The following is a 24,273-nucleotide window of genomic DNA, read 5'->3' as shown; positions in this document are numbered from 1 at the left end:
GACTGCTACGCAGTCAACGGGAGCAAGCTCCCTCGCCACATCAAGGCCGTTCCCACATTTTGATCTTCATTGACCTTTTGCTCCGTGGGAAACGTCTGGAGGTGATACGCGTTGCCCCCGCCAGTCATTGAGTGGTCTACCCTCCCGACTTTCATTCCGTTCGGGTCCAATCCCATGCGCTACCTGCGTTCTGTTCTGTTGCTCTGCGGTCTCTTCCTCTCGCCGCTGACGTTCGCCACCATTCTGGAAAACACCTTGTGGCGGGTCGAACTCGACCCGGCCACCCTTGCTATCCGCGTTACGCCTAACGGCCAGCCGACGATACAGGCCTCCAGCGGCGTCGCGGCACGTGCCGTCAGCCAGCTTGAGCACCGCGATCAGCAAGCGAGCTGGCAATGGGATGACGGCGCTTTTCGGGTGAGCGCCAGCCTCCAGCAGCGTGACCTGGCGCTATCCATCACAGCGCGGGAAGCGGGTGAGCTGCCGATCCTCTTGCAACCGGCGAATGCCCTGGGCAGGGGGCTGATGTGGCCGTTGGCCGAGGGGCATTACGTGCCCACCGGGAATGCCGTGTGGAAGGCTTTCCTGCTGAAGCAAGGTGACTTCAACACCACCCAGGATCTCAGCCTGCCGCTGTGGGGTGTCGATCACGGCGGGTTCACCCTCAGCTGGTTACTGACCAATCCCTACAACAACCGCCTGCGCTGGCAAGAAAACCAGGCCCTGTCAGTGGCCCATGAATTCACCACGCTCAACCCCAGCACCCCCATGACCCTGCTGTTGCACCTGGGTGAGGCCGATCCGTTGGCTGGCGCCAAGCGCTACCGGCAATGGCTGGTGGAGCAGGGCCGGTATGAGCCACTGGCTGACAAACTGCGGCAGACGCCCGAGGCCGAGAAGTTGCTGGGCGCCAGTCATGTCTACCTGTGGGGCAATGACTTGCTGGCCCCCGAGGATGTGCGCGATTGGCCGATGTTGCTCCAGCGCTTGCGCGGGCATGCGCTCCAAGGCTTATTGGATAAGGAATCCGCCAAGTTCCTCGCGCAGGGTTCCCCTTTGAATCGCTATGAACAGACGGTAGTGCTCCGGGGCCTGAATGCGGCGATCAACAAAAAGGCTCGGCAGCGTTGGCAGGTAGAGGAGCCCGACATGACCCAGCTCGCCGCACGCTATGGCGAGCTGCGTAGCGAGCTGGCCGTGGACTTTGCCGGGGCGCTGAGTGATACGCCCGCACACTGGGGCGGCCAGGTGATCCAGGCATTGCGCAGCTCAGGCCTGCCGCGTTTGCTGCTGACCTTGGGCGAAGGCTGGGAAGGCGGTCTCTGGCACCCCGAGGCGATCCGGGCCGGGGTCGACGCGGGCTTCCTGATGGCCCCCTATGACTCCTATGAAACCGCGTTGTCGGCCACGGAAAATCCGGATTGGACCACCGCGCACTTGGGCGGCAGGGCGTACCGCGAGTGCGCGATTGTGCTGAAGGACGGCAAGCTGAAAACCGGTTTCCAGCAGTCCGGCCACTACACCGATCCGCGCTGCGTGCGGCCTCTGCTGGAGGCACGTGTACAGGCTGTCCAGGCAACGGCCGGTTTCAACGCCTGGTTTCTCGATGCTTACGCCACCAGCATGGTCTTCGACAGCTACCGTGACGGGGCCACAATGACCCAGGCGCAGAACGCCGAAGGCAACATCGACGCTTCGCACTGGCTCAATACCGTACTCAAGTTGCCCGCCGGCTCCGAAGACGGCAACGCCATTACCGCCCAAGGCATCCTGTTCGCCCATGGCATGCAGACGCCGGTGATTGGCTGGGGGGATCGGGAGATGACCCAAGACAAGCAATCGGCCTATTACGTGGGTAACTGGTATCCGCCGGAGCAGCCGGCCGTGTTCTTCAAGCCCGTGCCGTTAAAAGAGCCGTTTCGTACGGTGTATTTCGAGCCGACCATGCGCCTGCCGCTGTACCAGGCGGTGTTCCACGGCTCGGTGATCACTAACCATCACTGGCTGTTCGACAGCTTGAAGCTGAGCAATGTGCGGGCTGAAAACGAGCTGACTCAGCTGCTCTATAACGTGCCGCCGCTGTATCACTTGAGTGCTTCGACGGTTAAGCGGCGGCTGCCGGTGATACAGCGCCAGGACCGGTTTTTCCGGCCGTTGCACCAGCGGTTGGCGACCCAGGCGATGACGGGTTTTCGTTGGTTGACGGCGGATAGGCAGGTGCAGGAAACCACCTTTGCCGATGGGACGCGGTTGGTGGCTAATTTTTCTGGCGAGGAAAGAGAGGGCTATGCCGGGCGCAGCGTGACTGCACATGGGGTGGGTGAAAAAACGCTGGCGTATCAGGTGGAGTAAGGTTGCCTCAGCAGGCGTCTGACTGTATTCACCAATCAAACTGTGGGAGGGGGCTTGCCCCCGATGGCGTCAGACGAGGCAACGAAAATCTACAGCTTGCGCCACACACTGGCCAACCACGGTTGCTGCTCCCTCGGCAATCCCGCTGGTCGATAGTAATGCTCCAGCTCCACAAACCCTGCCTGCGTCAGCAACGCTTGCCACGCCGCCAGGTCGTGATACGACCCGTACCGCGGTCCATTCCAGCCTTCCTGGTTTTCACCCCGAGGGTTGGAACTGAACAGCACGCCACCCGGCTTCAACGCCCCTTGCAACTGCTTGAGCACACGCGGCAGTTCCTGCTTGGGAATATGAAATAGCACGGCATTGGCGAAAATCCCGTCGAAGCGTTCGGCGGGCAGGTCCAGCTTCAGGAAGTCCTGCTGCATCACCTCACAACCACTGTCTTCCCGCGCCATCTGCGCAAACCGCTCGGAGCCGTCCAGTCCTACGGCGATATGCCCCATGCGCGTGAACGTCTGCAAATCGCGCCCCGGCCCGCAGCCGAAATCCAGCACGGTAAAGGGCGCCGTGCCCTGGATATGCCGCAGCAGCGCGTCGATGTTCTGGCTCACGTCGTGGTCGCGGGTGCCTTCGCGGAAGTCTTCGGCCACTGTGTTGTAGTGGCCGAGGGTGGTGGCGGTGATGGTGTTGAGGTCGTCGGGCTTAAGAGTCATGACGGGTAATACCGGGCGTCTTCGATGGCCCGACTATACCTCACCTCTTGTTGAGCACCCGAGCCAACCGATCACCGCCCAACTGAATCACCGCCACGAGGATCACCAGCAGCACAATCACGGTGAGCATGATCTGCGTATCAAAACGCTGGTAGCCGTAGCGGTAGGCGATATCGCCCAGGCCGCCCGCGCCAATCGCGCCGGCCATGGCTGACGAGTTGATCATGGTCACCAGGGTGATGGTGAACCCGCCGACAATCCCCGGCAGCGCTTCCGGCAGCAGCACGTGCCAGATGATGTGCCAGCGGCGGCAGCCCATGGCTTGCGCGGCTTCGATCAGGCCGTGATCGACTTCGCGCAGGCTCACCTCGGCAATGCGCGCAAAAAACGGCGTGGCGGCGATGGTCAGCGGCACCACGGCGGCCCATACGCCGTAGGTGGTGCCGACGATCAGCCGCGTGAACGGGATCAACGCTACCATCAGGATCAGGAACGGAATCGAGCGGAACAGATTGACGAACGCCCCCAGCACGCGGTTCAACGCCGGTGCCTGGTAGATGCCGCCCTTGTCGCTGGTCACCAGGAACACCGCCAGTGGAATCCCCACCAGCAGCGCAATCAATGACGACACGCCAACCATCAACAACGTGTCGATGGCGCCCTGCACTAAACGATCAAACCACATAGCCCAGCACCTCCACCTGTTGTGCCCAATTGCCGGCGCGGTTACGCAGTTCTTCTGCGCTGTGGGGCGAGCCCTTCACCGCCAGCAGCAGTTGCCCCAGGGCATGCCCCTGGATGCGTTCCACGCCACCTTGCAGCAAGCGCACGCGCCCGCCGAGGGCGCTGAACAGCGCGGCCAGGTCCGGCTCGTCGGTATCACTGCCGGTGAATCGCAGGCGTAGCACCACCGAGGCATCGGCGCTCGCTGGTTTGGCCTGTAAACGGCTTTGCAACTCGTCCGGCAGCCCATGTTGCAGCGGTGCCAGCAGGGTTTTGCTGACCTCATGTTGCGGGTTGCCGAACACTTCCCACACCGGGCCTTGCTCGACGATGCGCCCGTGTTCGAGCACCACCACGCGGTCGCAGATCTCGCGGATCACCGCCATCTCGTGGGTGATCAACACGATGGTCAGGCCCAGGCGCTGGTTGATCTCGCGCAGCAGGCCGAGGATCGACTGGGTGGTCTCCGGGTCGAGCGCCGACGTGGCCTCGTCGCACAGCAGGATCTGCGGGTCGTGCACCAGCGAGCGGGCGATGCCCACGCGCTGTTTCTGCCCGCCGGACAGCTGCGCCGGGTAGGACGTGTGCTTGTCCTGCAGACCCACCAGCTCCAGCAGCTCGCGCACCTTTTTCTCACGCTGCGGCTTCGGTACGCCCGCCACTTTCAGCGGTAGCTCGACGTTCTGCCACACCGTCTTGGCCGACATCAGGTTGAAGTGCTGGAAGATCATGCCGATGCGCCGACGCAGCGCCACCAGGCGGTCTTCGTCGAAGTCACCGATGTCCACCTGGTCGATCAGCACCCGTCCGCTGCTAGGTTGTTCGAGGCGGTTGATGGTGCGAATCAGCGACGACTTGCCGGCACCGCTGCGGCCAATGATGCCGAACACTTCACCGCGCTGGATCGCCAGATCGATGCCTTGCAAAGCATGCACGGTGCCGTCGTAGGTCTTGCCCAGGTTGATAAAACGCACGTGGGCGCGGTTCAGGTCCGGATGCAGTTCGGTCTGCTCGGCGTCCCTGGGCGGCAAGCCCAGGTCGCGCAGTTGAGAATGGGCGGCGGTCATTTTTTATCTTCCCAGCCGACCTGATAGAGCTTACCGAGGGACTTGTCCAACGCAGCACGCACCACGGGCGAATGCTGGTAGATGTCGACGAACTTGATCACCCGCGGGTCGGTCTTGCTCTTGGGCTGGATCACGAACTGGATCACGTACTCCGGATGGTCGAGGCCGTCGAACAACAGCGCCGACTCGGCATCGAAGGTCTTGGACAGGCGGATATACGCCGGGTAACCCTGCACCAGGTCGGCATCGTCATAGGCGCGCACCAATTGCACGGCCTCGACTTGCAGGATCTTGATCTTCTTCGGGTTGGTGACGATGTCTTCTTCGGTGGCCTTGTAGCCTACGCCCGGTTTGAGCGTGATCAAGCCCGCCTTGGCCAGCAATTGCAGGCCACGCCCGCTGTTGATCGGGTCGTTGGCAATCGCCACGCTGGCGCCCTCGGGCAGGTCGCTGATGCGCTTGTACTTCTTCGAATACAGGCCGACGTTGTTGATGATGCCCGGCGCGTACGGCACCAGGTCAAAACCGGCGGCGGCCTTGGCGTTTTCCAGGAACGGGATGTGCTGGAAGTAGTTCACGTCGATATCGCCGGCGGCCAGGCTGACGTTGGGCGCGATCCAGTCGGTGAACTCCACCAGCTCGACCTTCAGGCCTTGTTTACCGGCTTCGGCCACGGCGGCTTCCAATGGAATGGCGAAGGCAGCGGTGGTGCCGATTTTCAACGGTGCATCGGCGGCGAACACCGCCGAGCTGAACAGTCCGAAAGCCAAGGCCAGTGCTTTGACTGGGTGGGAGAGCAGCGTTTTTTTCATGGTCGATTTCCAGTCATAAGGTGTTGGTGAAAGCAATGGAGATCCAATGTGGGAGTGGGCAAGCTCCCTCCCACATTTTTGATCAGTGGCGGTAGGTGGATCCGGTGTGTTGTTCGGGCAGGCGAGCTGTGCCGTGGAAGACTTTTTCCCGAAGGGTGCCGGTCTCATAAGCGGTCTTGTACGACCCACGGCGTTGCAACTCCGGCACCACCAGGTCGATAAAGTCCACGTAGCTTTCCGGCGTGACGATGCGCGTGAGGTTGAAGCCATCCAGGCCGGTTTCGCTGATCCAGGATTCCAACTCGTCGGCAACCTGCTCGGGTGAACCGACCAGGGTGATGTAGCGGCCGCCCAGGGCGTGTTGCTCCAGCAACTTGCGCCGGGTCCAGTCGTTGTTCTGCAGGTTCTTGGTGGCCGACTGGATCGCGTTGCTCTTCACGTACTGGATCGGTTCGTCCAGTGCGTATTGGGCAAAATCGATGGCGGTGGACGCCGAGAAATGTGCCACGCCGGCTTCCGGGCTGGCGTAGCTCAAATATTCAGCGTGCTTGGCCCAGGCCAGCTCCTCGGTGGCGCCCACGATCACGTTGAGGCCCATGAACACCTTGATGTCATCTGGATTACGCCCGGCCTCGACCGCACTGGCGCGCACCTTATCGACTTGGACCTTGGTCGCCGCCTTGTTCTGCCCGCTGATGAATACACATTCGGCATGCCGCCCGGCGAACAGCAAGCCGCGATCCGAGCTGCCGGCCTGGAACAGCACCGGCGTGCGTTGTGGCGACGGCTCGCACAGGTGATAACCCTCCACTTGATAAAACTCGCCGTGGTGCTCGACCTTGTGCACCTTGCCCGGCTGCGCATACACCCGCGCCTGCGGATCATTGAGCACCGCGCCGTCTTCCCAGCTGCCTTCCCAGAGTTTGTAGAGCACCTCCAGGTATTCATCGGCCTGGTCGTAACGGCGGTCATGTTCGACCTGCTCGGTAAGGCCCATGGCCTTGGCGGCGCTGTCCAGGTAGCCGGTGACGATGTTCCAGCCCACGCGGCCACGGCTCAGGTGGTCGAGCGTGGACATGCGTCGGGCGAACAGATACGGCGGCTCGTAGGTGAGGTTGGCGGTAAGGCCGAAGCCGAGGTTCTTCGTGACAGCCGCCATCGCCGAGACCAGCAGCAACGGGTCATTCACCGGCAGCTGGATGGACTCCTTGAGCGGCACATCGATGGAGTTCTGGTACACGTCGTAGACGCCGACGATATCGGCGATGAACAGGCCATCGAACAGCCCGCGCTCCAGGGTTTGCGCCAGGTCGGTCCAGTATTCAATCGTCTTGTACTGGGTGGACGTGTCCCGTGGATGGGGCCACAGGCCGTGGTTGATGTGCCCGATGCAGTTCATGTTGAAGGCATTGAGCAGGATCTTCTTTTTGCTCATCAGAGGGTCCCCCGCAGCGGCGGGTTTTCATCGTTGAGGTAGTAATTGCCCACCGCGTGGTACTTCCAGCGCACCGGGTCGTGCAGGGTGTGCACGCGGGCGTTGCGCCAGTGGCGGTCGAGGCCGTGCTCGGCCAGGGTCGCCTGGCTGCCGGCGAGTTCGAACAAGGTGCTGCCGGCGGCCAGGGAGATTTCGGTGCTCAAGGCGCGCACTTCAGCGACGGCAATCGAGGCGGCCGCAACCGTCTCGGCATTGCTGTCGGCCTGGGCACGGTCGAGGAATTCGCCCGAGCGCTCCAGCAGCGCTTCGGCGGCGTGCAGGCGGATGCTCAGGTGGCCGAAGCTTTTCAGGGTCAGCGGGTCTTCGGTGGCTTTGTCGCTGCCGGAGTCGATCCATGGGCGGGTCTTGGTGCGTACGAAGTGCAGCGCGTCTTCAAAGGCCGCACGGGCGATGCCGGTGTCGATGGCGGCGTGGAGGATCTGCGCCAGGGGGCCGACCGTGGTCGGGCGCTCGAAGGCGCTCTGGAACGGAATCACGTCCTGGGCGTCGACCCACACGTTGTCGAACACCACCGAACCGCTGCCGGTGGTGCGCTGGCCGAAGCCGCTCCAGTCGTCGATTACGGTCAAGCCGTCGCTGTCGCGCGGCACAAAGGCGAGTTGCTGCACGCCCTGTTCATCCACCACCGAGGTGGGAATGCGTTGAGCGTAGATCGCACCGGTGGAGTAGAACTTGCGGCCGCTGATGCGCAAACCGTCGCCGTCGCGGGTGATTGAAGTGACGCGGTCATGGGCGGTCTTGGTGCCCAGTTCCGCCAGGGCGTTACCGAAGCGTTGACCGGCCAACACTTCGGCGTACAAGCGCTGTTGTTGTGCGGGGCTGCCGTTCACACGCAGCACTTCCAAGGCATAGAAATGATTTTGCGGGATCTGGCCCAGGGACGCATCCGCCTGGGCGATCAAGGCGATGACCTTGGCCAGGGTGACGTTGGACACGCCCGCGCCGCCGTACTCCTTGGGCACGCTGATGCCCCACAGGCCGGAGCGCGAGAACACGTCCAGTTCGGGCAAGGGCAGGCGGCGCTCGCGGTCGCGCTGGGCGCTGTCGCGGCGGAAGTCTTCGGCCAGGTCGCTGGCGACAATAAGGGCTTGTTCGTCGCTGGTAATGACCGCGACGGGGTGAGAGAAAGTCATGATGTTCTCCAGATGTCTGGTCGGTCAGATCCAGGAATGGCGAGCCGGCAAGGTACCGTTCAATCGATAGGCGCCGATGGCGTGATACTTCCAGCGCACCGGGTCGTGCAGGGTGTGCACGCGGGCGTTGCGCCAGTGGCGGTCGAGGTTGAATTCGGCAAGGGTGGCGCGGCTGCCGGCCAGTTCGAAGAGCTTTTCGCTGACCAGCAGCGACACTTCGGTGGTCAGCACCTTGGCCTCGGCCACCGCGATGGATGCACGAGCCGCGGATTGCGCGGTGATCGGCGCGGCGCTGACCTGGTCCAGCACCTGGCCGGCCTTGCGCAGCAGTGCTTCGGCGGCGTGCAGTTCGATCTTCAGCTTGCCGATGTCGGCGATCACATACAGGTCATCGCTGGCGCGTTCGACCTTGGCGTCGATCCACGGGCGCGAGCGCTCACGCACGAACGCCACGGTGTCATCCAGTGCACCACGGGCGATGCCGGCGTCGATGGCGGCCTGGATCAGTTGCGAGACGGCACCTTGGATATTCGGGGTTTCGCCGATACGCCAGTTTTCAACGACCAGTTCGGCGTCCACCGGCACGTGGTCCAACAGCACCGTGCCGCTGGCGGTGGTGCGTTGGCCGAAGCCGGACCAATCGTCAACGATGCGCAGCCCTTCGGTGCCACGGCGCACAAACGCCATGACCTGCTTGCCGTCATCGTTCAGGGCTTTTACCGCGACCCAATGGGCAAACAATGCGCCGGTGGAGTAGAACTTCTGGCCGCTGATCACGTAACCGTCACCTACGGTGGTGAGGCGCGCCTTGAGTTCCAGGGTGTTTTTGGTGCCGCGCTCCGGGCCGCCGTTGCCGATGCGCCAGCCGTCGAGCACACTCTGGAACAGCTGCTTTTTCTGGCGTTCGGTAGCGGCGCCCTGCAACAGGTGCAGGATGCCGAAATGGTTCTGCGGGATCTGCCCGAGGGCTGGGTCTGCCGCGCTGATGATCGCGAACACGTCGGCCAGGGTTACGAACGACACCTGCGGGCCGCCGTATTCACGCGGAATGGAAATACTGCCCAGCCCACTGCGGGTGAACTGCTCGATCTGCGCCCATGGCAGCTTGCGCTGCTGGTCACGCTTGGCGGCTTGCAGGCGCGCAGCCTGGGCCAGCTCATGAGCGGCCGTCAGCGCCTCTGCGTCGTTACGCAGCACGGTGGCCGGCAACAGCAGGGGGGCTACGTCCAGATCACTCTGGGGGGGTGTTAGAGCCAAGTTAGACATCAGCGCCGCTCCTTGGCTGCACGTAATGCCCTGGCGTTATGCACCGGGGTAATTCTGACCATACCGACCTCGCATTCAATGAAATAAAAACAGAAAAATCAGGAATGTCCGGTGGTCCGGTGTATATACCCTAAGCGTGTTAAATATTTAAATAAACTAACTTTTGGGAATAAGCATAGAAGGTCTCTCACCCCGGTTCGCAAGGTGACCCCATTGGTCGCGGCTGGTAGATCAGCTCAGCCCCGGCCGTGCGGGTGGGGGCCTCGGCGGCAATGCGCACAGTACGGGCGGGCGCCCAGCGTGAATTGTTGCCGACGCGATCCAGAATGCAGTAGGTCACTTCCAGTCGGCAGTCGTCGCCGGCTTCGATAATCACCGTTGACGGCACCCATACCTGTAACGCCAGGCCGATGTCCTTGGCCTGGACCTGGGGCAGATCCAGGCGCGCATCGCCCCAGCGCAGCGTGATGGCATCGCCGCGGGTCATGTTCAGGTAGGGCTCGATGGTCAGGGGAATGCCGCGTCGCACCTGCCTGGCGTTGACGCCATAGCGGCGGATGGTGTCGGGCAGGCCTACGGGGGCGAGGTTGTGGTTTTCGTCGCGGTACAGGGGCGAGGGCTGGCCGCCTGGGTAGAGGGTCTTTACGCGCACTTGCGCCACCGCCGAACGTGCAGGGCAACGGCCGACTTGCATGACCTGGTAATGCACCCGGGCCGGGCCATCCAGCACGAAACTTTCCGGCACCCGAAGGTGGGTGATCGCGCCGATCCTGCAGGCCGTTACCCGGCGTGAAGCGGCAAAACAGTTGTTCCAGAACAGCTCGATCAGGTCGCCTTCATCCATGCCGGGATACGGCGCAATGTCGACTTGCAGGTGGGTGGCGGCCAGGGCGTTGATGCCATGACCGATGGCCTGGGGCAGCGTCGGGGCGGTGAGCAGGGTGTGCGTCATAAGTAATCTCCTTGATGCAGCCAGCAGCAATCGTTCCGGACCTTTTGGCGCGGGTGCGCGGGGGGCCGAAAAGAACGATTCAGTGAGTAGCCGGGATAGGATCCAATCCTCTGGGCGCTAGATAAGAGGGTTGGCCAAGGAGCGTCAATGGCGGCAAAAGGCTAAACGGCGGGTTTGGAGATATTCAGAAGGGTCTGACTGGGAGGGGGCTTTTATGGCGGCTGCGAAGAGGGCTTTTACCGGGGGGGTACGCGGAATTCCTGTAGGAGCCGCTTGTTGTGGCGAGGACGCTTGCTCCCGCTGGGTTGCGCAGCGGCGCCCAGCTTTTTGGCACTCCAGCGGGAGCAAGCGGCCTCGCCACATTCAAGGGTGTATCAGTGGGCGAGGAATTTACTCAGGAACTGTTTGGTGCGCTCTTCCTTGGGGTTGGCAAACAGCGCCTTGGCTTCCCCTTGCTCCACGATCACACCCTTGTCGAAGAAGATCACCCGGTTGGCCACATCTCGGGCGAAGCTCATTTCGTGGGTGACGATGACCATGGTGCGGTTTTCTTCGGCGAGGCTGCGGATGGTCGCCAGCACTTCACCCACCAGTTCCGGGTCGAGGGCCGAGGTGGGCTCGTCGAACAGGATCACCTCCGGCTCCATGGCCAGCGCACGGGCAATCGCCACGCGCTGCTGCTGGCCGCCGGACAGGCGCCGTGGGTAGGCGTCTTCCTTGCCCGCCAGGCCGACCCTGGCCAACAACTGGCGGCCCAACGCGACAGCGGCGTCGTGCGGCATCTTCTTGACCACGGTGGGGCCTTCGATGACGTTTTCCAGCGCGGTGCGGTGGGGGAACAGGTTGAAGCTCTGGAACACAAACCCCACGTGCTGGCGCAAGCGCCGCACCAGGCTCTGTTGCTGGTTGATCGGCTTGCTGGTGTCGATCTCGATGTCACCCACCTTGATGCGGCCGCTGGTGGGTTGCTCGAGGAAGTTCAGGCAGCGCAGGAAGGTGGTCTTACCGGAACCGCTGGGGCCGATGATGGCGATGACTTCGCCTTCCTTGACCTCAAGGTCGATGCCGTTGAGTACCACCTGACCGTTGAATTGTTTGGTCAGTTTTTCAACCACGATCATGCTTCAGGACTCCAGGTCATGCCGGTTGACCCGGTCTTCCAGACGATTTTGCAAATGCGCCAGGATGCTCGCCAGGATCCAGTAGATCAGGGCTGCGGACAGGTACATGGTGAAAATTTCGAAGGTTCGCGCAGACACCAGTTGCGCCTGGCGGAACAGCTCGGGCACCTGGATGGTGGCGGCCAGCGCCGTGTCCTTGACCAGCGAAATAAAACTGTTGCCCAGCGGTGGCAACGCCGTGCGCATCGCCTGCGGCAGGATGGCCCGGCGCAGGGTCTGCGCACGGGTCATGCCGATACTGGCGGCAGCTTCCCACTGGCCACGCTCGATGGAGGCGATGGCGGCGCGCAGGATTTCACAGGCGTAGGCGGCCATGTTCAGCGAAAAGCCGATCATGGCGGCCGGGATCGGATCCAGCTCGATGCCCACTTGCGGCAAGCCGTAGTAGATCAAAAACAGCTGTACCAGCAAGGGCGTGCCGCGAAAGAACGACACGTAGACACGGGCGATCCAACTGACCAACTTGAAGCGCGACAAACGCATCAAGGCCAGGCCGAAGCCCAGCACCAAACCGAAAAACATCCCGCCCAGGCTAAGAATCACCGTGTAATACGCGCCCTTGAGCAGAAAGGGCGCGGAGTCCAGCGCGAGTTGGAAACCTGCTTCCATTATTGAGTGACGTCAGCGTTGAAGTATTTCTCGGACAGCTTTTTCAAGGTGCCGTCGGCGCGCAGCTTGTCCAGAGCCTGGTTCACAGCGGCCAGCAGCTCAGGCTCGCCTTTGCGCAGGGCAATACCGGCTTCCTGACGGGAGAAGGCATCGCCGGCGGCAGCGGTGTCCGGGGCTTTCTTGGCGTATTCCAAAGCCGCGAGGCGGTCGATCAGGATGGCGTCGATGCGGCCGATGCGCAGGTCCTGGAACTTGGTCGGGTCGTCGTTATAGGTCTTGATGATGGCTTTGGGTTGGTTGTCCTTGAGCCATTGTTCGTAGTTGGTGCCCAGGCCCACGCCAACTTTCTTGCCGGCCAGGTCGTCGGCGGTCTTGATGGTGTCGACGTTTTTCTTCAGGACCAGCGCCTGGATACCCGAGACAGTGTAAGGCTTGGAGAAGTCGTATTTCTTCTTGCGCTCTTCGGAGATGGTCACTTGGTTGACCACGGCGTCCAGGCGCTTGGACTCAAGGGCTGCGAGGATGCCGTCCCACGGGGTGGCTTGCAGCTTGACCTTGACGCCCAGCTCTTTGGCCAAGGCTTCGGAAAGCTCAACCTCGAACCCGCTGAGCTTGCCGCTTTCATCGACAAAGCTGAACGGTGGATAGGTGCCTTCCAGGCCGATCTTGATCTCGCCGGCTTTCTTGATGTTGCCCAGTTGTTCACCGGCAACCGCCTGCCCCAGCAGGCCCGCCCCGAGAGCCAGGCCCAAAGTGCCAACCAACAACGTGCGACGGAATACAGAAATAGTCATGAAGAGCCCCTGTGTTTTTTATGTTGAGCGAAGCAGGTGACGCAGTAGTCGTATCCTGCCTTAAAGCGCGTAGCGCGTCTTCGCCTACGGCGCGATGATAAAGCCGGTTTTTAAGACTTGAAAATAATATAAATCTAAATTCATATTCTATTTTTGAATATATGTTGAGTCTAATGTGGGAGGGGGCTTGCCCCCGATAGCGGTGGGTCAGTGATACATGCATAAACTGACACTGCCCTATCGGGGGCAAGCCCCCTCCCACATTTAGCCTGCGTTTATTCAGTTGAAAACCGAGTCATAGGCAAACAATGCCGGGGCCCCACCGGTGTGCAGGAAAATAATCGGGCCATCCTCGAACCGCTGACGCCCGATACCGTCCAGCAAGCCGGCCATGGCCTTGCCAGTGTAGACCGGGTCCAGCAGCAGGCCTTCCTGGCTTGCCAATAGCTTGACCGCCGAAAGGGTGCCGGCGTTCGGTTCGCCATAACGCGGGCCGAAATATTCGTCCCACAGGATCACCTTGAAGGCGTCGGGGATCGCCACGCCCAGCAACTCGGCGGTGCGTTCGGCCAGGCCCTGCACTTTCGGGCGCTGGGCTTCGTCGGTACGCGACACGGTGACGCCCATCACCGGCAGGTTCGGCAGCACTTCGCTCAAGGCCAGGGCCAGGCCACTGTGAGTCCCGGCACTGCCGGACGCCAGCACCACGGCGGCAAAGTCGATGCCGCTGTCTTGGATCTGTCCGGCCAGCTCCAGGCCGGCGCGCACATAACCCAGGGCGCCGAGGGCATTGGAGCCGCCGATGGGCACCAGGTACGGCTTCTTGCCGTTGCTGCGCAGACGGTCGGCGAGGGCGTTGAGCTGGTCGTCGACGTTGTCGAGGTTCTCCACCAATTCCACCTTGGCGTCGAACAGGTCCAGCAGCAGGCGGTTGCCGTTGCCCAGGTAGCTAGGGTCTTCGGTGCCGGTGGGGTTTTCCAGCAGGGCGACACAGCCCAGGCCAAGCTTGGCGGCCAGCGCAGCCGTCTGGCGCACATGGTTGGACTGGATGGCGCCGGCGGTCACCAGGGTGTCGGCGCCCTGGGCGATGGCATCGGCGGCGAGGTATTCGAGTTTGCGCAGCTTGTTACCGCCCATGGCCAGCGGCGTGGTGTCGTCGCGTTTGACGTAGATGTCCCGGCCCAGCCAAGTCGACAGCCGCTGGAGTTTTTCCAGGGCAGTGGCGCCGCCCAGCAGGTCCAGGCGATTAAAACGGTCGAGCTGTTGTTTGATCATGGTTACGCACGGTTGCTGAGTGGTGGGGCGACTATAGGCAGGCACTTTTCATCGGGCAACCGACAATCGCTTATGTCGGATGGTTCTTAGCATCGCACCATTGGTTCTTAAGGGCGGCCAGGGTGCATACCGTAAAGTGAGGGCCATTTCGTCAGGAGTGAATACCGTGAGTGAGCGTTCCAGTCATTGGCAATTACAGACCATCGTCAGCCAACTGCGCGGCGCCCGGGACCAGTGGCGAACGCGCAACGGTCGCTTGAGTGGTGAGCATGGCGGCCGTGAGCTGCCATCGCGCGAAGCCGTGGCGCAGATCCTTGAAGCCTTGTGCGGTGCGTTGTTCCCGATGCGCCTGGGGCCGGTGGACCTGCGTGAAGAAAGTGAAGACTTTTACGTCGGCCATACCCTCGATGTCGCCCTCAACGCATTGCTGGCCCAGGCGCGCCTGGAACTGCGTTACGCCGCGCGCCAAGGCGGCCAGGATGACAGCGCGGTCGACGCCCTTGCCATCCGCCTGATCCAGGATTTCGCCCTGGCCTTGCCGTCCCTGCGCAGCCTGTTGGACACCGACGTGTTGGCCGCCTATCACGGCGACCCGGCCGCGCGCAGTGTGGATGAAGTGCTGCTGTGCTATCCGGGGATCCTGGCAGTGATTCACCATCGCTTGGCGCACCACCTGTATCGCGCCGGTTTGCCGCTGTTGGCGCGCATCAGTTCGGAGATTGCCCACTCGGCCACCGGTATCGATATCCACCCCGGCGCCCAGATTGGCCCGAGCTTCTTCATCGACCACGGGACGGGCGTGGTGATTGGCGAAACCGCGATCATCGGCGAGCGAGTGCGCATCTACCAAGCGGTGACGCTGGGCGCCAAGCGCTTCCCGGCGGATGAAGATGGGCAGTTGCAGAAAGGGCACCCGCGCCATCCGATCGTTGAGGATGACGTGGTGATCTACGCCGGCGCGACGATCCTGGGGCGCATCACCATCGGCAAGGGCTCGACCATCGGCGGTAATGTGTGGCTGACGCGCAGCGTGCCGGCGGGAGCGAATATTACCCAGGCGAATTTGCAGCATGAGGACGGCGCGCAGAAGTAAAGCACCTGCACAAATACCCTGTGGGAGGGGGCTTGCTCCCGATAGCGGAGTGTCAGTCAATAATGAATTGGCTGAACCACCGCCATCGGGGGCAAGCCCCCTCCCACATTTTGTGTGCATTTCACCTCCAGACCGCTGAACGATTTCCCCTTCTCGCCCGTCATACCAGTCCTTGAGCTAGTGTAGGAATCACCTACCACTCAGCCTTGCGATTAGTCCCAGACCGCCTATCCATGTTTAACTTGAATGCTCGTTCAAGTTAAACCCGGTGGTTCGCTGCCCGCTCACAACAGGAGGCTTACCTTTGCTGAGTCCGTTATTGACAGCCACATCTCACACACCAGGGGTGCATCGTTCATGAGTGCATCGTCCACCCCAGCCAGCGGCATGGTGCGCATGAATGCGCCCGTCTTCTACTTTGCCGCGACCTTCATCCTGCTGTTCGGCATCACGGTCATCGCTATCCCGCAACAGGCCGGTGCCTGGTTGCTGGCGGCGCAAAACTGGGCGGCCAATACGGTCGGCTGGTACTACATGTTGGCGATGACCCTGTATCTGGTCTTCGTGGTGGTCACCGCGCTATCGGGCTACGGCAAGATAAAACTCGGTGCCGACCACGACGAGCCCGAATTCAGTTACCTGTCCTGGGCCGGCATGCTGTTCGCCGCGGGAATCAGCATCACGCTGTTCTTTTTCTGCGTGTCCGAGCCGCTGACGCACCTGGTGCAACCGCCACAGGGCGCGCCGCTCAACGCCGACGCCGCGCGTCAGGCCATGCAGGTGCTGTTTCTGCATTGGGGCTTGCATGGCTGGGGCGTGTTCGCCTTTGTCGGCATGGCTTTGGCGTACTTCGCTTACCGGCATAACCTGCCGCTGGCATTGCGATCGGCGCTGTACCCACTGATCGGCAAGCGCATCAACGGCCCTATCGGTTATGCGGTGGATGGCTTCGGCATCATCGCCACGGTGTTCGGCCTCGGCGCCGATATGGGCTTTGGTGTGCTGCACCTCAACTCCGGGCTCGATTACCTGTTTGGCATCGCCCACACCCAGTGGATCCAGGTTGGCTTGATCACCCTGATGATGGGCGCCGCGATCCTGGTCGCCGTGGCCGGCGTCGATAAAGGCGTGCGGGTGATGTCCGACATCAACATGCTGCTGGCCTGTGCGCTGCTGCTGTTCGTGTTGTTCGCCGGGCCCACCCAGCACTTGCTCAACACCTTGATCCAGAACATCGGTGACTACTTGGGTGCCTTGCCGACCAAGAGCTTCGACGTGTACGCCTACGATAAACCAAGCGACTGGCTGGGCGGTTGGACCGTGTTCTACTGGGCCTGGTGGATCGCATGGTCGCCGTTCGTGGGCCTGTTTATCGCGCGTATTTCCCGTGGTCGTACCATCCGTGAATTCGTCTTCGGCGTACTGCTGATCCCGCTGGGCTTTACCCTGGCGTGGATGTCGATTTTCGGCAACAGCGCCATCGACCAAGTGCTCAACCACGGCATGGCCGCACTCGGCCAGTCGGCCATCGATGACCCGTCGATGAGCCTCTACCTGCTGCTGGAAACCTACCCGTGGAGCAAGACCGTCATCGCGGTCACGGTGTTTATCAGCTTCGTGTTCTTCGTCACCTCGGCAGACTCGGGCACCGTCGTGCTGTCGACGCTGTCGTCCAAGGGCGGCAACGCCGATGAAGACGGGCCGAAGTGGCTGCGGGTGTTCTGGGGGGCGATGACCGCGCTGGTCACCAGTGCCTTGTTGTTCGCCGGCAGTATCGATTCGCTCAAGTCAGCGGTGGTGCTGACCTCGTTGCCGTTCTCGATGATCCTGCTGCTGATGATGTGGGGACTGCACAAAGCCTTCCATCTGGAATCGCAGAAGCAGATCGCCCAGCTGCATTCGCTGGCGCCGATCTCGGCGGCGCGCAAGGGGCGTGGCGGCTGGCGTCAGCGCCTGAGCCAGGCTGTGCACTTCCCGTCGCGTGACGAGGTGTACCGCTTCCTTGAGGCAACGGTGCGTCCGGCCATCGAAGAAGTGACGGCGGTGTTTGTCGAGAAGGGCCTGAATGTGGTGACTCAGCCCGACCCGGCCAACGACAGCGTGAGCCTGGAAATCGGCCATGGCGAGGAGCATCCCTTCGTCTACCAGGTGCAGATGCGCGGTTACTTCACACCGTCCTTCGCCCGTGGTGGCATGGGCTCCAAAGAGCTCAACAACCGTCGCTACTACCGGGCGGAAGTGCACTTGAGCGAGGGCAGCCAGGACTACGACTTGGTGGGCTACACCAAGGAGCAGATCATCAACGACATCCTCGACCAGTACGAACGGCATCTGCAGTTCCTGCACTTGGTACGTTAGTCGCCTGTGGGAGCGGGCTTGCCCGCTCCTTAAAACCCCGCAAAGCCCCGTCCTAGAGGGCTTTCTTAAATTTAATTTCATCCGTCAAACCCTCGGTTTGACGCGCAACTGTCATCTGGCCACTGCGTAATTGTGTGAAGCGTTTGACGCTTTCATTTCAAAACAGTGACGGAGACCGGTGCCGATGAAGACGTTATTAAGCCCCATGGTGGGTGCCGCCATGGCAAGCTTTATGCTGTCCGCCCATGCCGATTTTATCGATGACAGCCACGCTGATGTGACCCTGCTCAATCGCTATCTCAACCAGCAGGGGCGTGATGTGGTGAACAGCAACGCCAAGGCCCACAGCATTCGCGATTGGGGCCAGGGCTTCGAGTTCAACTTCAAGTCCGGCTACACCGACGGGCCGGTGGGGTTTGGCCTGGATCTGCAGGCGTTCTACGGGCTGAAACTGGACTCGGGTGGCGACCTCAACGACAAGGATCACCAGGGCCGTTACCCCGGCAGCATGTTCCCGCTGGACAACGGCAAGTCCGCCGACCAGTTCGGCGTGCTGAGCCCGACGTTCAAGATGCGTTTTGCCAAGGATGAACTGCGCGTCGGTACGCTCTACGGCAACAACCCAGTACTGGCCAACACCGACGGGCGCCTGTACCAGCAGACCAACACGGGTGTGCAACTGGTGTCCAAGGACCTCAGCGATTTCACCTTCACCGGCGGCGATATCTTCAAGACCAAGATCCGCAACGAAACCGGCGACCAGGGCATGATCACTGCCGGGGGGACCCAAGAGAGTGATCGCTTCCTGTTCGGCGGTGCGGACTACACCGGCCTACAGAACACCACGGTCAGCCTGTGGTACTCCAACCTTGAGGATTACTACCAGCAGTTCTTCCTCGGCGCCAAGCGCCATGACGCCTTGTCCGTGGGCGCCATCGACACCGACGTGCGCGTGTTCCGCAGCCTGGGCGTGGGTGGCAACGCCGATGGCGACAAAGACTTTGCGGCGGCTGGCCTCTATGGTGACGGCACCGGCAAAGGCCGCATCAACCAGACCACCGCCAGCTTGCTCGAGAGCTACAGCCTGGACGGTCACACCGTCGGCCTGGGGATCCAGAAGAATAGCGGCGACAGCGACTTCCCGTACTTGGATTCCGGCCTGAACAGCGGCGACAACCGCCAGGGCCCCGGTTCAGGTGCCGACACCCCGGCGCTGACCAACCTGCAGTTGAATAAATTCCAGCATGCCGGTGAGCGCACCTGGCTGGCGCAGTACAAATATGACTTCGGCACACTCGGCCTCACCGGCCTGACGTTCTCCGCCGGCTACGCCCACGGCGATGACATCCGCACGGCGCAGGGCACTACCAGCGAATGGGAGCGTGACGTTGCCGTGGCTTATCAAGTACCCACCGGCACCCTCAAAGGCCTCGGTGTGACCTGGAAAAACGCCCACGCCAGCCCGGATATCACCGGCGCCACCGTGCAGGATGAAAACCGCCTCTATGTCAGCTATGTCGTTCCACTCTGGTAGGAAATTGCTGTAAAACGGACAGGCAGACTTAAGCGATTCAGCTGGTTAAAAGGCCTGGGAATATCGTTATTCCCAGGCCTTATTTGCCTACGTCCAAGAGAGGATTCGATGACTTACATTGCTGCCGAAAACCGCTATGAATCTATCCCGTATCGCCGTGTAGGCCGCAGTGGATTGGTGCTGCCGGCACTGTCCCTGGGCCTGTGGCACAACTTTGGCGACAGCACCCCGATCGACACCCAGCGCGCCCTGCTGCGCACCGCGTTCGACCTGGGGATCAACCACTTCGACCTGGCCAACAACTACGGCCCGCCCTATGGCAGCGCCGAGATCAACTTCGGCCGTTTGCTGCGTGAAGACTTCAAGCACTACCGCGATGAACTGATCATCTCCAGCAAGGCCGGTTGGGACATGTGGCCCGGTCCTTACGGCCAGGGCGGCGGTTCGCGCAAATACGTGCTGGCGAGCTTGGACCAGAGCCTGCAGCGCCTGGGCGTCGACTACGTGGATATTTTTTACTCCCACCGTTTTGACGCCGACACCCCGCTGGAAGAAACCGCCAGCGCCCTCGCCACCGCCGTGCAGCAAGGCAAGGCGTTGTACATCGGTATCTCGTCCTATTCGGGGGTAAAAACCCGCGAAATCGCCGCCCTGCTCAATGAGTGGAAAGTGCCGCTGCTGATCCACCAACCGGCTTACAACCTGCTCAACCGCTGGGTGGAAAAAGACCTGCTGGACACCACCGAAGAACTCGGTGCCGGGGTGATTGCCTTCACGCCGCTGGCCCAAGGGCTGCTGACCGACAAATACCTCAACGGCGTGCCGGCCGATGCGCGAGTGAATCGTCCGGGTGGTGGTTCGTTGCAGGCCAAGCACCTGTCCGAAGCCAACATCGCCCACGTGCGGGCGCTGAATGAAATTGCCCAGCGGCGTGGCCAGAGCCTGGCGCAACTGGCATTGGCCTGGACGTTGCGTGATCCACGGGTGACCAGTGCGTTGATTGGTGCGAGCCGGCCTGAGCAGATTATTGAAAACGTCGGGGCGTTGAAAAATTTGAGCTTCAGCGCCGAAGAACTGGCGGAGATTGATCGGTTCGCGCAGGAAGGCGGGATCAACCTGTGGGAAAAACCCTCCACTGCTGAATAACCGGTCAATGGGGGAGGGGGCTTGCTCCCGATAGCGGTAGATCAGTCAGTGATTGGTTGACTGACAAACTGCCATCGGGGGCAAGCCCCCTCCCACATTTGATTTATGCCAGGCTTTAGAAGGGGATGTCCCCCAAAATCGTGGCCCGATGCATCACCCGCCGTTGCGGCCGGTAGTCATCCACCGCGTAATGCTGCGTCACGCGGTTATCCCAGAACGCCACATCGTTTTCCTGCCAACGCCAGCGAATGGTGAACTCCGGGCGTGTCGCGTGGGCGAACAGAAGTTTCAGAATCGCTTCACTTTCGGCCGGTTCCAGTTCGTTGATTTTGGTGGTGAAGCCGTCGCTGACAAACAGTGATTTGCGGCCACTGACGGGATGCGTACGCACCACCGGGTGTGACAGCGGTGGATTCTTCTTGCGGGTTTCTTCCCAGCGCACCAGGTCTTCGGCGGTGTTGCCAAAGCGCTCCAGCGGGAAGGATTTGGTGAAGTCATGCGTCGCGGTCAGCCCGTCGAGCAACCGTTTGAACGGTTCGGACAATGCCTCATACGCCGCGATCCCGCTGGCCCACAACGTGTCGCCACCAAACGCCGGCAGCAGCTTGGCGCTGAGCACCGCACCGAGCGCCGGGGTGGGCAGGAAGGTCACGTCGGTGTGCCACACGGCGTTGTCGCGCACGTCGGTGACGGCGGTGTCGAGGATCAGCACTTCGGGCTGTTCCGGTACGTTGGGGTAAATCGGGTGGATATGCAGGTCGCCGAAATTCGCCGCAAACCGCGCTTGCTGCTGCGGGTTGATGGCTTGGCCTCGGAAGAACAGCACCGAGTGCGTGAGCAACGCCTGTTCAATGGCGTGGCGCTGCTCGAGGTCCAGCGGCTGGGTGATGTCGACGCCACTGATCTGGGCGCCCAGTGCGGTACTTAAGGGGGTAACGGTCAGGCTGCTCATGCGGTTCTCACTCAATGTGCCTGGCCATGCCAAGGCACCAGTTTGCGTTGCAGTGCACGCAAGCCCATTTCCATGGCGAAGGCGATCAAGGCGATGACCAGGATCCCCAGCACCACCACGTCGGTGACCAAGAACTGCGCCGCTGACTGCACCATGAAGCCCAGGCCGCTGGTGGCGGCGATCAATTCTGCGGCGACCAATGTCGACCAACCCACACCCAGCCCGATGCGTACGCCGGTGAGGATATCGGGCAGGGCGCTCGGCAGGATCACATGACGAATCAACTGCGCACGGCTGGCGCCCAGCGACTGCGCGGCGCGCAGCTTGGCCGGGTCGACCGTGCGCACGCCGGTGGCCGTGGCGATGGCAATGGGCGCAAAGATCGCCAAGTAAATCAGCAGCACCTTGGACAGCTCGCCGATGCCGCACCAGATCACGATCAACGGCAGATAGGCCAGGGGTGGGATCGGCCGGTAGAACTCGATCAGTGGGTCGAGCACACCCCGGGCGATACGATTGGAACCGATGGCAATGCCCACGGGCACGGCGGTCAGTACGGCAAAACCCAGGCCCAGGCCGATACGGCTGAGGCTCGCGCCCAAGTGCTGCCACAAGGTGGAATCCATGTAGCCGCTGGTCGCCAACAGCCAGCCTTTTTGCAGCACGGCGGACGGCGGTGGCAGGAATAAGGGTTCGATCAAACCGGTGGCGGTCACGGCCCACCAGAGGGCCAACAAGGTGAACAGGGTCAGCAGGCTGATCCAGCGCGTACTCAAGCTGCGACGCACCGGGATAACCGCGTGCGCCACTGGCTGGGTGGTGGTGGCGGGGAGTTCGTAGCTGCTCATGCGGACACCTGCCGTTGGGAGAACACTTTGCCCAGCACGTGTTCGCGGGTTTCGATAAAGCGCGGGTCGGACTTGATCGCCCGCGCCGATTCACCGGCGGCGTAGCGCTGGCCGAAGTCCAGGCTCAGGCGTTCGACGATCTGGCCGGGGTTGGGTGCCAGCAGGATCAGGTCGGTGGCGAGAAATACCGCCTCTTCGATGTCGTGGGTGATCAGGAACACCGGCTTGGCCGTGCGCCGCCAGACTTGCAGCAACAACTCCTGCATCTGCTCGCGGGTGAAGGCATCGAGGGCGCCGAAGGGTTCGTCCATCAGCAGTACGCGCGGGTCGGCAGCCAACGCGCGGGCCAGGCCGACACGTTGCTTCTGGCCGCCGGAAAGCTGCCAGATACGGCGGCTGTCGAAACCGGCGAGGTCAACCAGCGCGAGCATTTCCCGGGCGCGGACTTCGCGTTGCGCCTTGGGCACACCGGCCAGCTCCAGGCCGAAGCCGACATTGGCCAGTACGTCCTGCCAGGGCAGCAGGGCGTCGTCCTGGAACACCACGCCGCGCTCGGCGCTGGGGCCGTTGACCGGCACACCATCGAGGGTGATGCGCCCGGCAGACGGTTTGACAAAGCCGGCAATCAGGTTCAACAGCGAAGTCTTGCCACTGCCGGACGGGCCGAGGGCCACCAGCAATTGCTGGGGCCCCAGGTCGAGTGAAATGTCTGACAGTACCGGTTCTGTGGCGCCTGGGTACTGTGCGCTGATGCGCTCCAGCTGTAGCAAGGCCATCGCAATGAACTCCTCAATCAGTGAGTGATGAATTTGGCACTGACGTAGGGGGCGTAGTCCGGCAGCACCGCGTCGACCTTGCCTTGCTCCTTCAGGAACGCAGCGGTATCGGTGACGGCTTTGGTGGTCGGTTCGCCCAGCAGGGTCACTTGGTCAGCGGCCAGCGGATAGACGTTGCCTTGCAGCAGCAAGGGGATGTCACTGGCCTTGGCGCCGGAGAGCTTGACCAGTTTGTCGACGTTGCCTTTGTCGGCGAGCCAGGCTTGTGGGTCTTTGCGGTAAGCGGCGTAGGCGTCCAAGGTAACTTTGGCGAACGCGGTGACGATTTCCGGGTGCTTCTCGGCGAAGTCCTTGCGCACGATCCACGCATCGAAGGTCGGCGCGCCGAACTTGGCCAGTTCGCCGGAGGTGATCAGCACGTTGCCGTTCTCTTTGGCGACGCCCAGGGCGGGGTCCCACACGTAGGTCGCGTCGATATCACCACGCTTCCAGGCCGCGATGATTGCCGGTGGCGCGAGGTTGAGGATGGTCACTTTGGACGGGTCGATGTTCCAGTGCTTCAGCGCGGCGAGCAGGCTGTAGTGCCCGGTGGACACGAAGGGCACGGCGACTTTCTTGCCGATCAGGTCCTGCGGGCTGTTGATCCCCGAACCGTTGCGCGCCACCAGGGCTTCGGCGCCGCCGATCTGGGTGGCAACGAGGAAGGTTTCCACCGGCACTTTGCGGGTAATCGCAGCCGTCAGCGGGCTGGAACCGAGGTAGCCGATCTGTACGTCGCCGGAAGCGATGGCGGCGATGATGTCGGCGCCATTGTCGAATTTGCGCCAGTCGATCTTGGCGTGGGTGGCTTTTTCATAGGCACCGTCGGCCTGGGCGACTTTGGCTGGGTCCACGGTGGTCTGGTAAGCGATGGTCACATCCGCCGCCTGGGCAAACAGGCTGGTACCGGCCAGGGACAATGCGGCCAAGAGGCGCAGAGGGGTTAGCAGTTTCAAGGGGAAGCTCCTCAATCAGGCGGCCGAGGGTCGGCGTGTGAGGAGACTAAATGATCTAAGAATCCGAAAATAAATAACGTTTTCGAATTAGCTTATGAGGAGAAACATGTTGCTCTGTAGTGAGCGGGCTTGCCCGCGCTGGGTGGCGAAGCCGCCCTAAAATCTGGCGCCGCGTGTTAACTGAAGCAATGCGGTT

21 protein-coding genes are annotated in these 24,273 nt (G+C 61.9%); 5 read left to right on the top strand and 16 right to left on the bottom strand.

The genetic code is table 11. From position 1 onward, the window contains the following. Positions 1 to 174 precede the first annotated feature (174 nt). Complete coding sequence (locus tag BM403_RS30275) at positions 175 to 2,352, top strand: glycoside hydrolase (protein WP_046034578.1); 2,178 nt, start codon at positions 175 to 177, stop codon at positions 2,350 to 2,352. An 89-nt stretch (positions 2,353 to 2,441) separates the two neighbouring features. Here the strand turns inward: BM403_RS30275 and BM403_RS30270 are convergent, their stop codons facing one another. The 12 genes from BM403_RS30270 to BM403_RS30215 form a co-directional block, all read right to left on the bottom strand. Next, positions 2,442 to 3,068 (bottom strand): class I SAM-dependent methyltransferase, encoded by a 627-nt coding sequence (locus BM403_RS30270; RefSeq protein ID WP_012721661.1) that lies wholly within the window; start codon positions 3,066 to 3,068, stop codon positions 2,442 to 2,444. A gap of 40 nt (positions 3,069 to 3,108) precedes the next feature. Beyond that, the gene (locus BM403_RS30265; protein ID WP_016974994.1) at positions 3,109 to 3,753 is read right to left on the bottom strand and encodes a methionine ABC transporter permease; all 645 of its coding nucleotides are present in this window, start codon (positions 3,751 to 3,753) and stop codon (positions 3,109 to 3,111) included. After that, a complete protein-coding gene (locus BM403_RS30260) occupies positions 3,743 to 4,858 on the bottom strand; it encodes a methionine ABC transporter ATP-binding protein (protein ID WP_093546793.1) in 1,116 nt (371 codons plus the stop codon). The genes BM403_RS30265 and BM403_RS30260 overlap by 11 nt, the downstream gene beginning before the upstream one ends. Next, on the bottom strand, positions 4,855 to 5,670 hold the full coding sequence (locus tag BM403_RS30255) for a MetQ/NlpA family ABC transporter substrate-binding protein (protein ID WP_012721664.1): 816 nt from the start codon (positions 5,668 to 5,670) through the stop codon (positions 4,855 to 4,857). Before BM403_RS30255 ends, BM403_RS30260 begins: the two co-directional genes overlap by 4 nt. 82 nt (positions 5,671 to 5,752) lie before the next feature. Further along, entirely contained in the window at positions 5,753 to 7,105 is a 1,353-nt protein-coding gene (locus tag BM403_RS30250) for an LLM class flavin-dependent oxidoreductase (protein ID WP_093546790.1), read from the bottom strand. After that, on the bottom strand, positions 7,105 to 8,298 hold the full coding sequence (locus tag BM403_RS30245) for an SfnB family sulfur acquisition oxidoreductase (RefSeq protein ID WP_093546787.1): 1,194 nt from the start codon (positions 8,296 to 8,298) through the stop codon (positions 7,105 to 7,107). The genes BM403_RS30250 and BM403_RS30245 overlap by 1 nt, the downstream gene beginning before the upstream one ends. A 24-nt stretch (positions 8,299 to 8,322) precedes the next feature. Next, the gene (locus tag BM403_RS30240) at positions 8,323 to 9,564 is read right to left on the bottom strand and encodes an SfnB family sulfur acquisition oxidoreductase (RefSeq protein WP_046034584.1); all 1,242 of its coding nucleotides are present in this window, start codon (positions 9,562 to 9,564) and stop codon (positions 8,323 to 8,325) included. 187 nt (positions 9,565 to 9,751) lie between these two features. Further along, positions 9,752 to 10,516: a hypothetical protein gene (locus tag BM403_RS30235; protein ID WP_043204634.1), complete on the bottom strand. Its 765-nt coding sequence runs from the start codon at positions 10,514 to 10,516 to the stop codon at positions 9,752 to 9,754. A 374-nt stretch (positions 10,517 to 10,890) separates the two neighbouring features. After that, entirely contained in the window at positions 10,891 to 11,637 is a 747-nt protein-coding gene (gene tcyN / locus BM403_RS30230; protein ID WP_012721669.1) for an L-cystine ABC transporter ATP-binding protein TcyN, read from the bottom strand. A 3-nt stretch (positions 11,638 to 11,640) separates the two neighbouring features. After that, positions 11,641 to 12,306 carry a cystine ABC transporter permease gene (gene tcyL, locus BM403_RS30225; RefSeq protein WP_012721670.1) on the bottom strand — a complete coding sequence of 222 codons (666 nt, stop codon included), beginning with the start codon at positions 12,304 to 12,306 and terminating at the stop codon, positions 11,641 to 11,643. Continuing rightward, positions 12,306 to 13,100, bottom strand: coding sequence for a cystine ABC transporter substrate-binding protein (gene tcyJ, locus BM403_RS30220; protein WP_012721671.1), 795 nt, complete (start codon positions 13,098 to 13,100; stop codon positions 12,306 to 12,308). Before tcyJ ends, tcyL begins: the two co-directional genes overlap by 1 nt. A 279-nt stretch (positions 13,101 to 13,379) precedes the next feature. Further along, positions 13,380 to 14,375: a D-cysteine desulfhydrase gene (locus BM403_RS30215; RefSeq protein WP_093546784.1), complete on the bottom strand. Its 996-nt coding sequence runs from the start codon at positions 14,373 to 14,375 to the stop codon at positions 13,380 to 13,382. Positions 14,376 to 14,541: 166 nt separating this feature from the next. Here BM403_RS30215 and epsC point away from each other — a divergent pair, with 166 nt between their 5' ends. The 4 genes from epsC to mgrA all read left to right on the top strand — a co-directional run bounded on the left by epsC (position 14,542) and on the right by mgrA (position 20,506). After that, complete coding sequence (gene epsC, locus BM403_RS30210; protein WP_043204635.1) at positions 14,542 to 15,468, top strand: serine O-acetyltransferase EpsC; 927 nt, start codon at positions 14,542 to 14,544, stop codon at positions 15,466 to 15,468. A gap of 396 nt (positions 15,469 to 15,864) precedes the next feature. Beyond that, complete coding sequence (gene betT, locus BM403_RS30205) at positions 15,865 to 17,826, top strand: choline transporter BetT (protein ID WP_163825780.1); 1,962 nt, start codon at positions 15,865 to 15,867, stop codon at positions 17,824 to 17,826. Positions 17,827 to 18,031: 205 nt separating this feature from the next. Further along, positions 18,032 to 19,360, top strand: coding sequence for an OprD family outer membrane porin (locus BM403_RS30200; RefSeq protein ID WP_080943353.1), 1,329 nt, complete (start codon positions 18,032 to 18,034; stop codon positions 19,358 to 19,360). Between the two features lie 108 nt (positions 19,361 to 19,468). After that, complete coding sequence (gene mgrA, locus BM403_RS30195) at positions 19,469 to 20,506, top strand: L-glyceraldehyde 3-phosphate reductase (RefSeq protein WP_012721676.1); 1,038 nt, start codon at positions 19,469 to 19,471, stop codon at positions 20,504 to 20,506. Between the two features lie 115 nt (positions 20,507 to 20,621). Here mgrA and tauD read toward each other — a convergent pair whose 3' ends face one another. The 4 genes from tauD to tauA are packed head-to-tail and all read right to left on the bottom strand — an operon-like array spanning position 20,622 to position 24,077. Beyond that, positions 20,622 to 21,458: a taurine dioxygenase gene (gene tauD, locus BM403_RS30190; RefSeq protein WP_012721677.1), complete on the bottom strand. Its 837-nt coding sequence runs from the start codon at positions 21,456 to 21,458 to the stop codon at positions 20,622 to 20,624. Between the two features lie 11 nt (positions 21,459 to 21,469). Next, the gene (tauC, locus tag BM403_RS30185; protein WP_012721678.1) at positions 21,470 to 22,306 is read right to left on the bottom strand and encodes a taurine ABC transporter permease TauC; all 837 of its coding nucleotides are present in this window, start codon (positions 22,304 to 22,306) and stop codon (positions 21,470 to 21,472) included. Beyond that, on the bottom strand, positions 22,303 to 23,082 hold the full coding sequence (tauB, locus tag BM403_RS30180) for a taurine ABC transporter ATP-binding subunit (RefSeq protein ID WP_064054146.1): 780 nt from the start codon (positions 23,080 to 23,082) through the stop codon (positions 22,303 to 22,305). Before tauB ends, tauC begins: the two co-directional genes overlap by 4 nt. A gap of 17 nt (positions 23,083 to 23,099) precedes the next feature. Continuing rightward, complete coding sequence (tauA, locus tag BM403_RS30175; RefSeq protein ID WP_093546783.1) at positions 23,100 to 24,077, bottom strand: taurine ABC transporter substrate-binding protein; 978 nt, start codon at positions 24,075 to 24,077, stop codon at positions 23,100 to 23,102. Between the last annotated feature and the right edge of the window lie 196 nt (positions 24,078 to 24,273).

Origin of the sequence: Pseudomonas sp. OV546 (assembly GCF_900116845.1) — a bacterium.
GTDB lineage: Bacteria > Pseudomonadota > Gammaproteobacteria > Pseudomonadales > Pseudomonadaceae > Aquipseudomonas > Aquipseudomonas petroselini.
The sequence above is the reverse complement of the archived record's forward strand: the minus strand, read 5'-3'. Positions and strand labels throughout refer to the sequence as shown.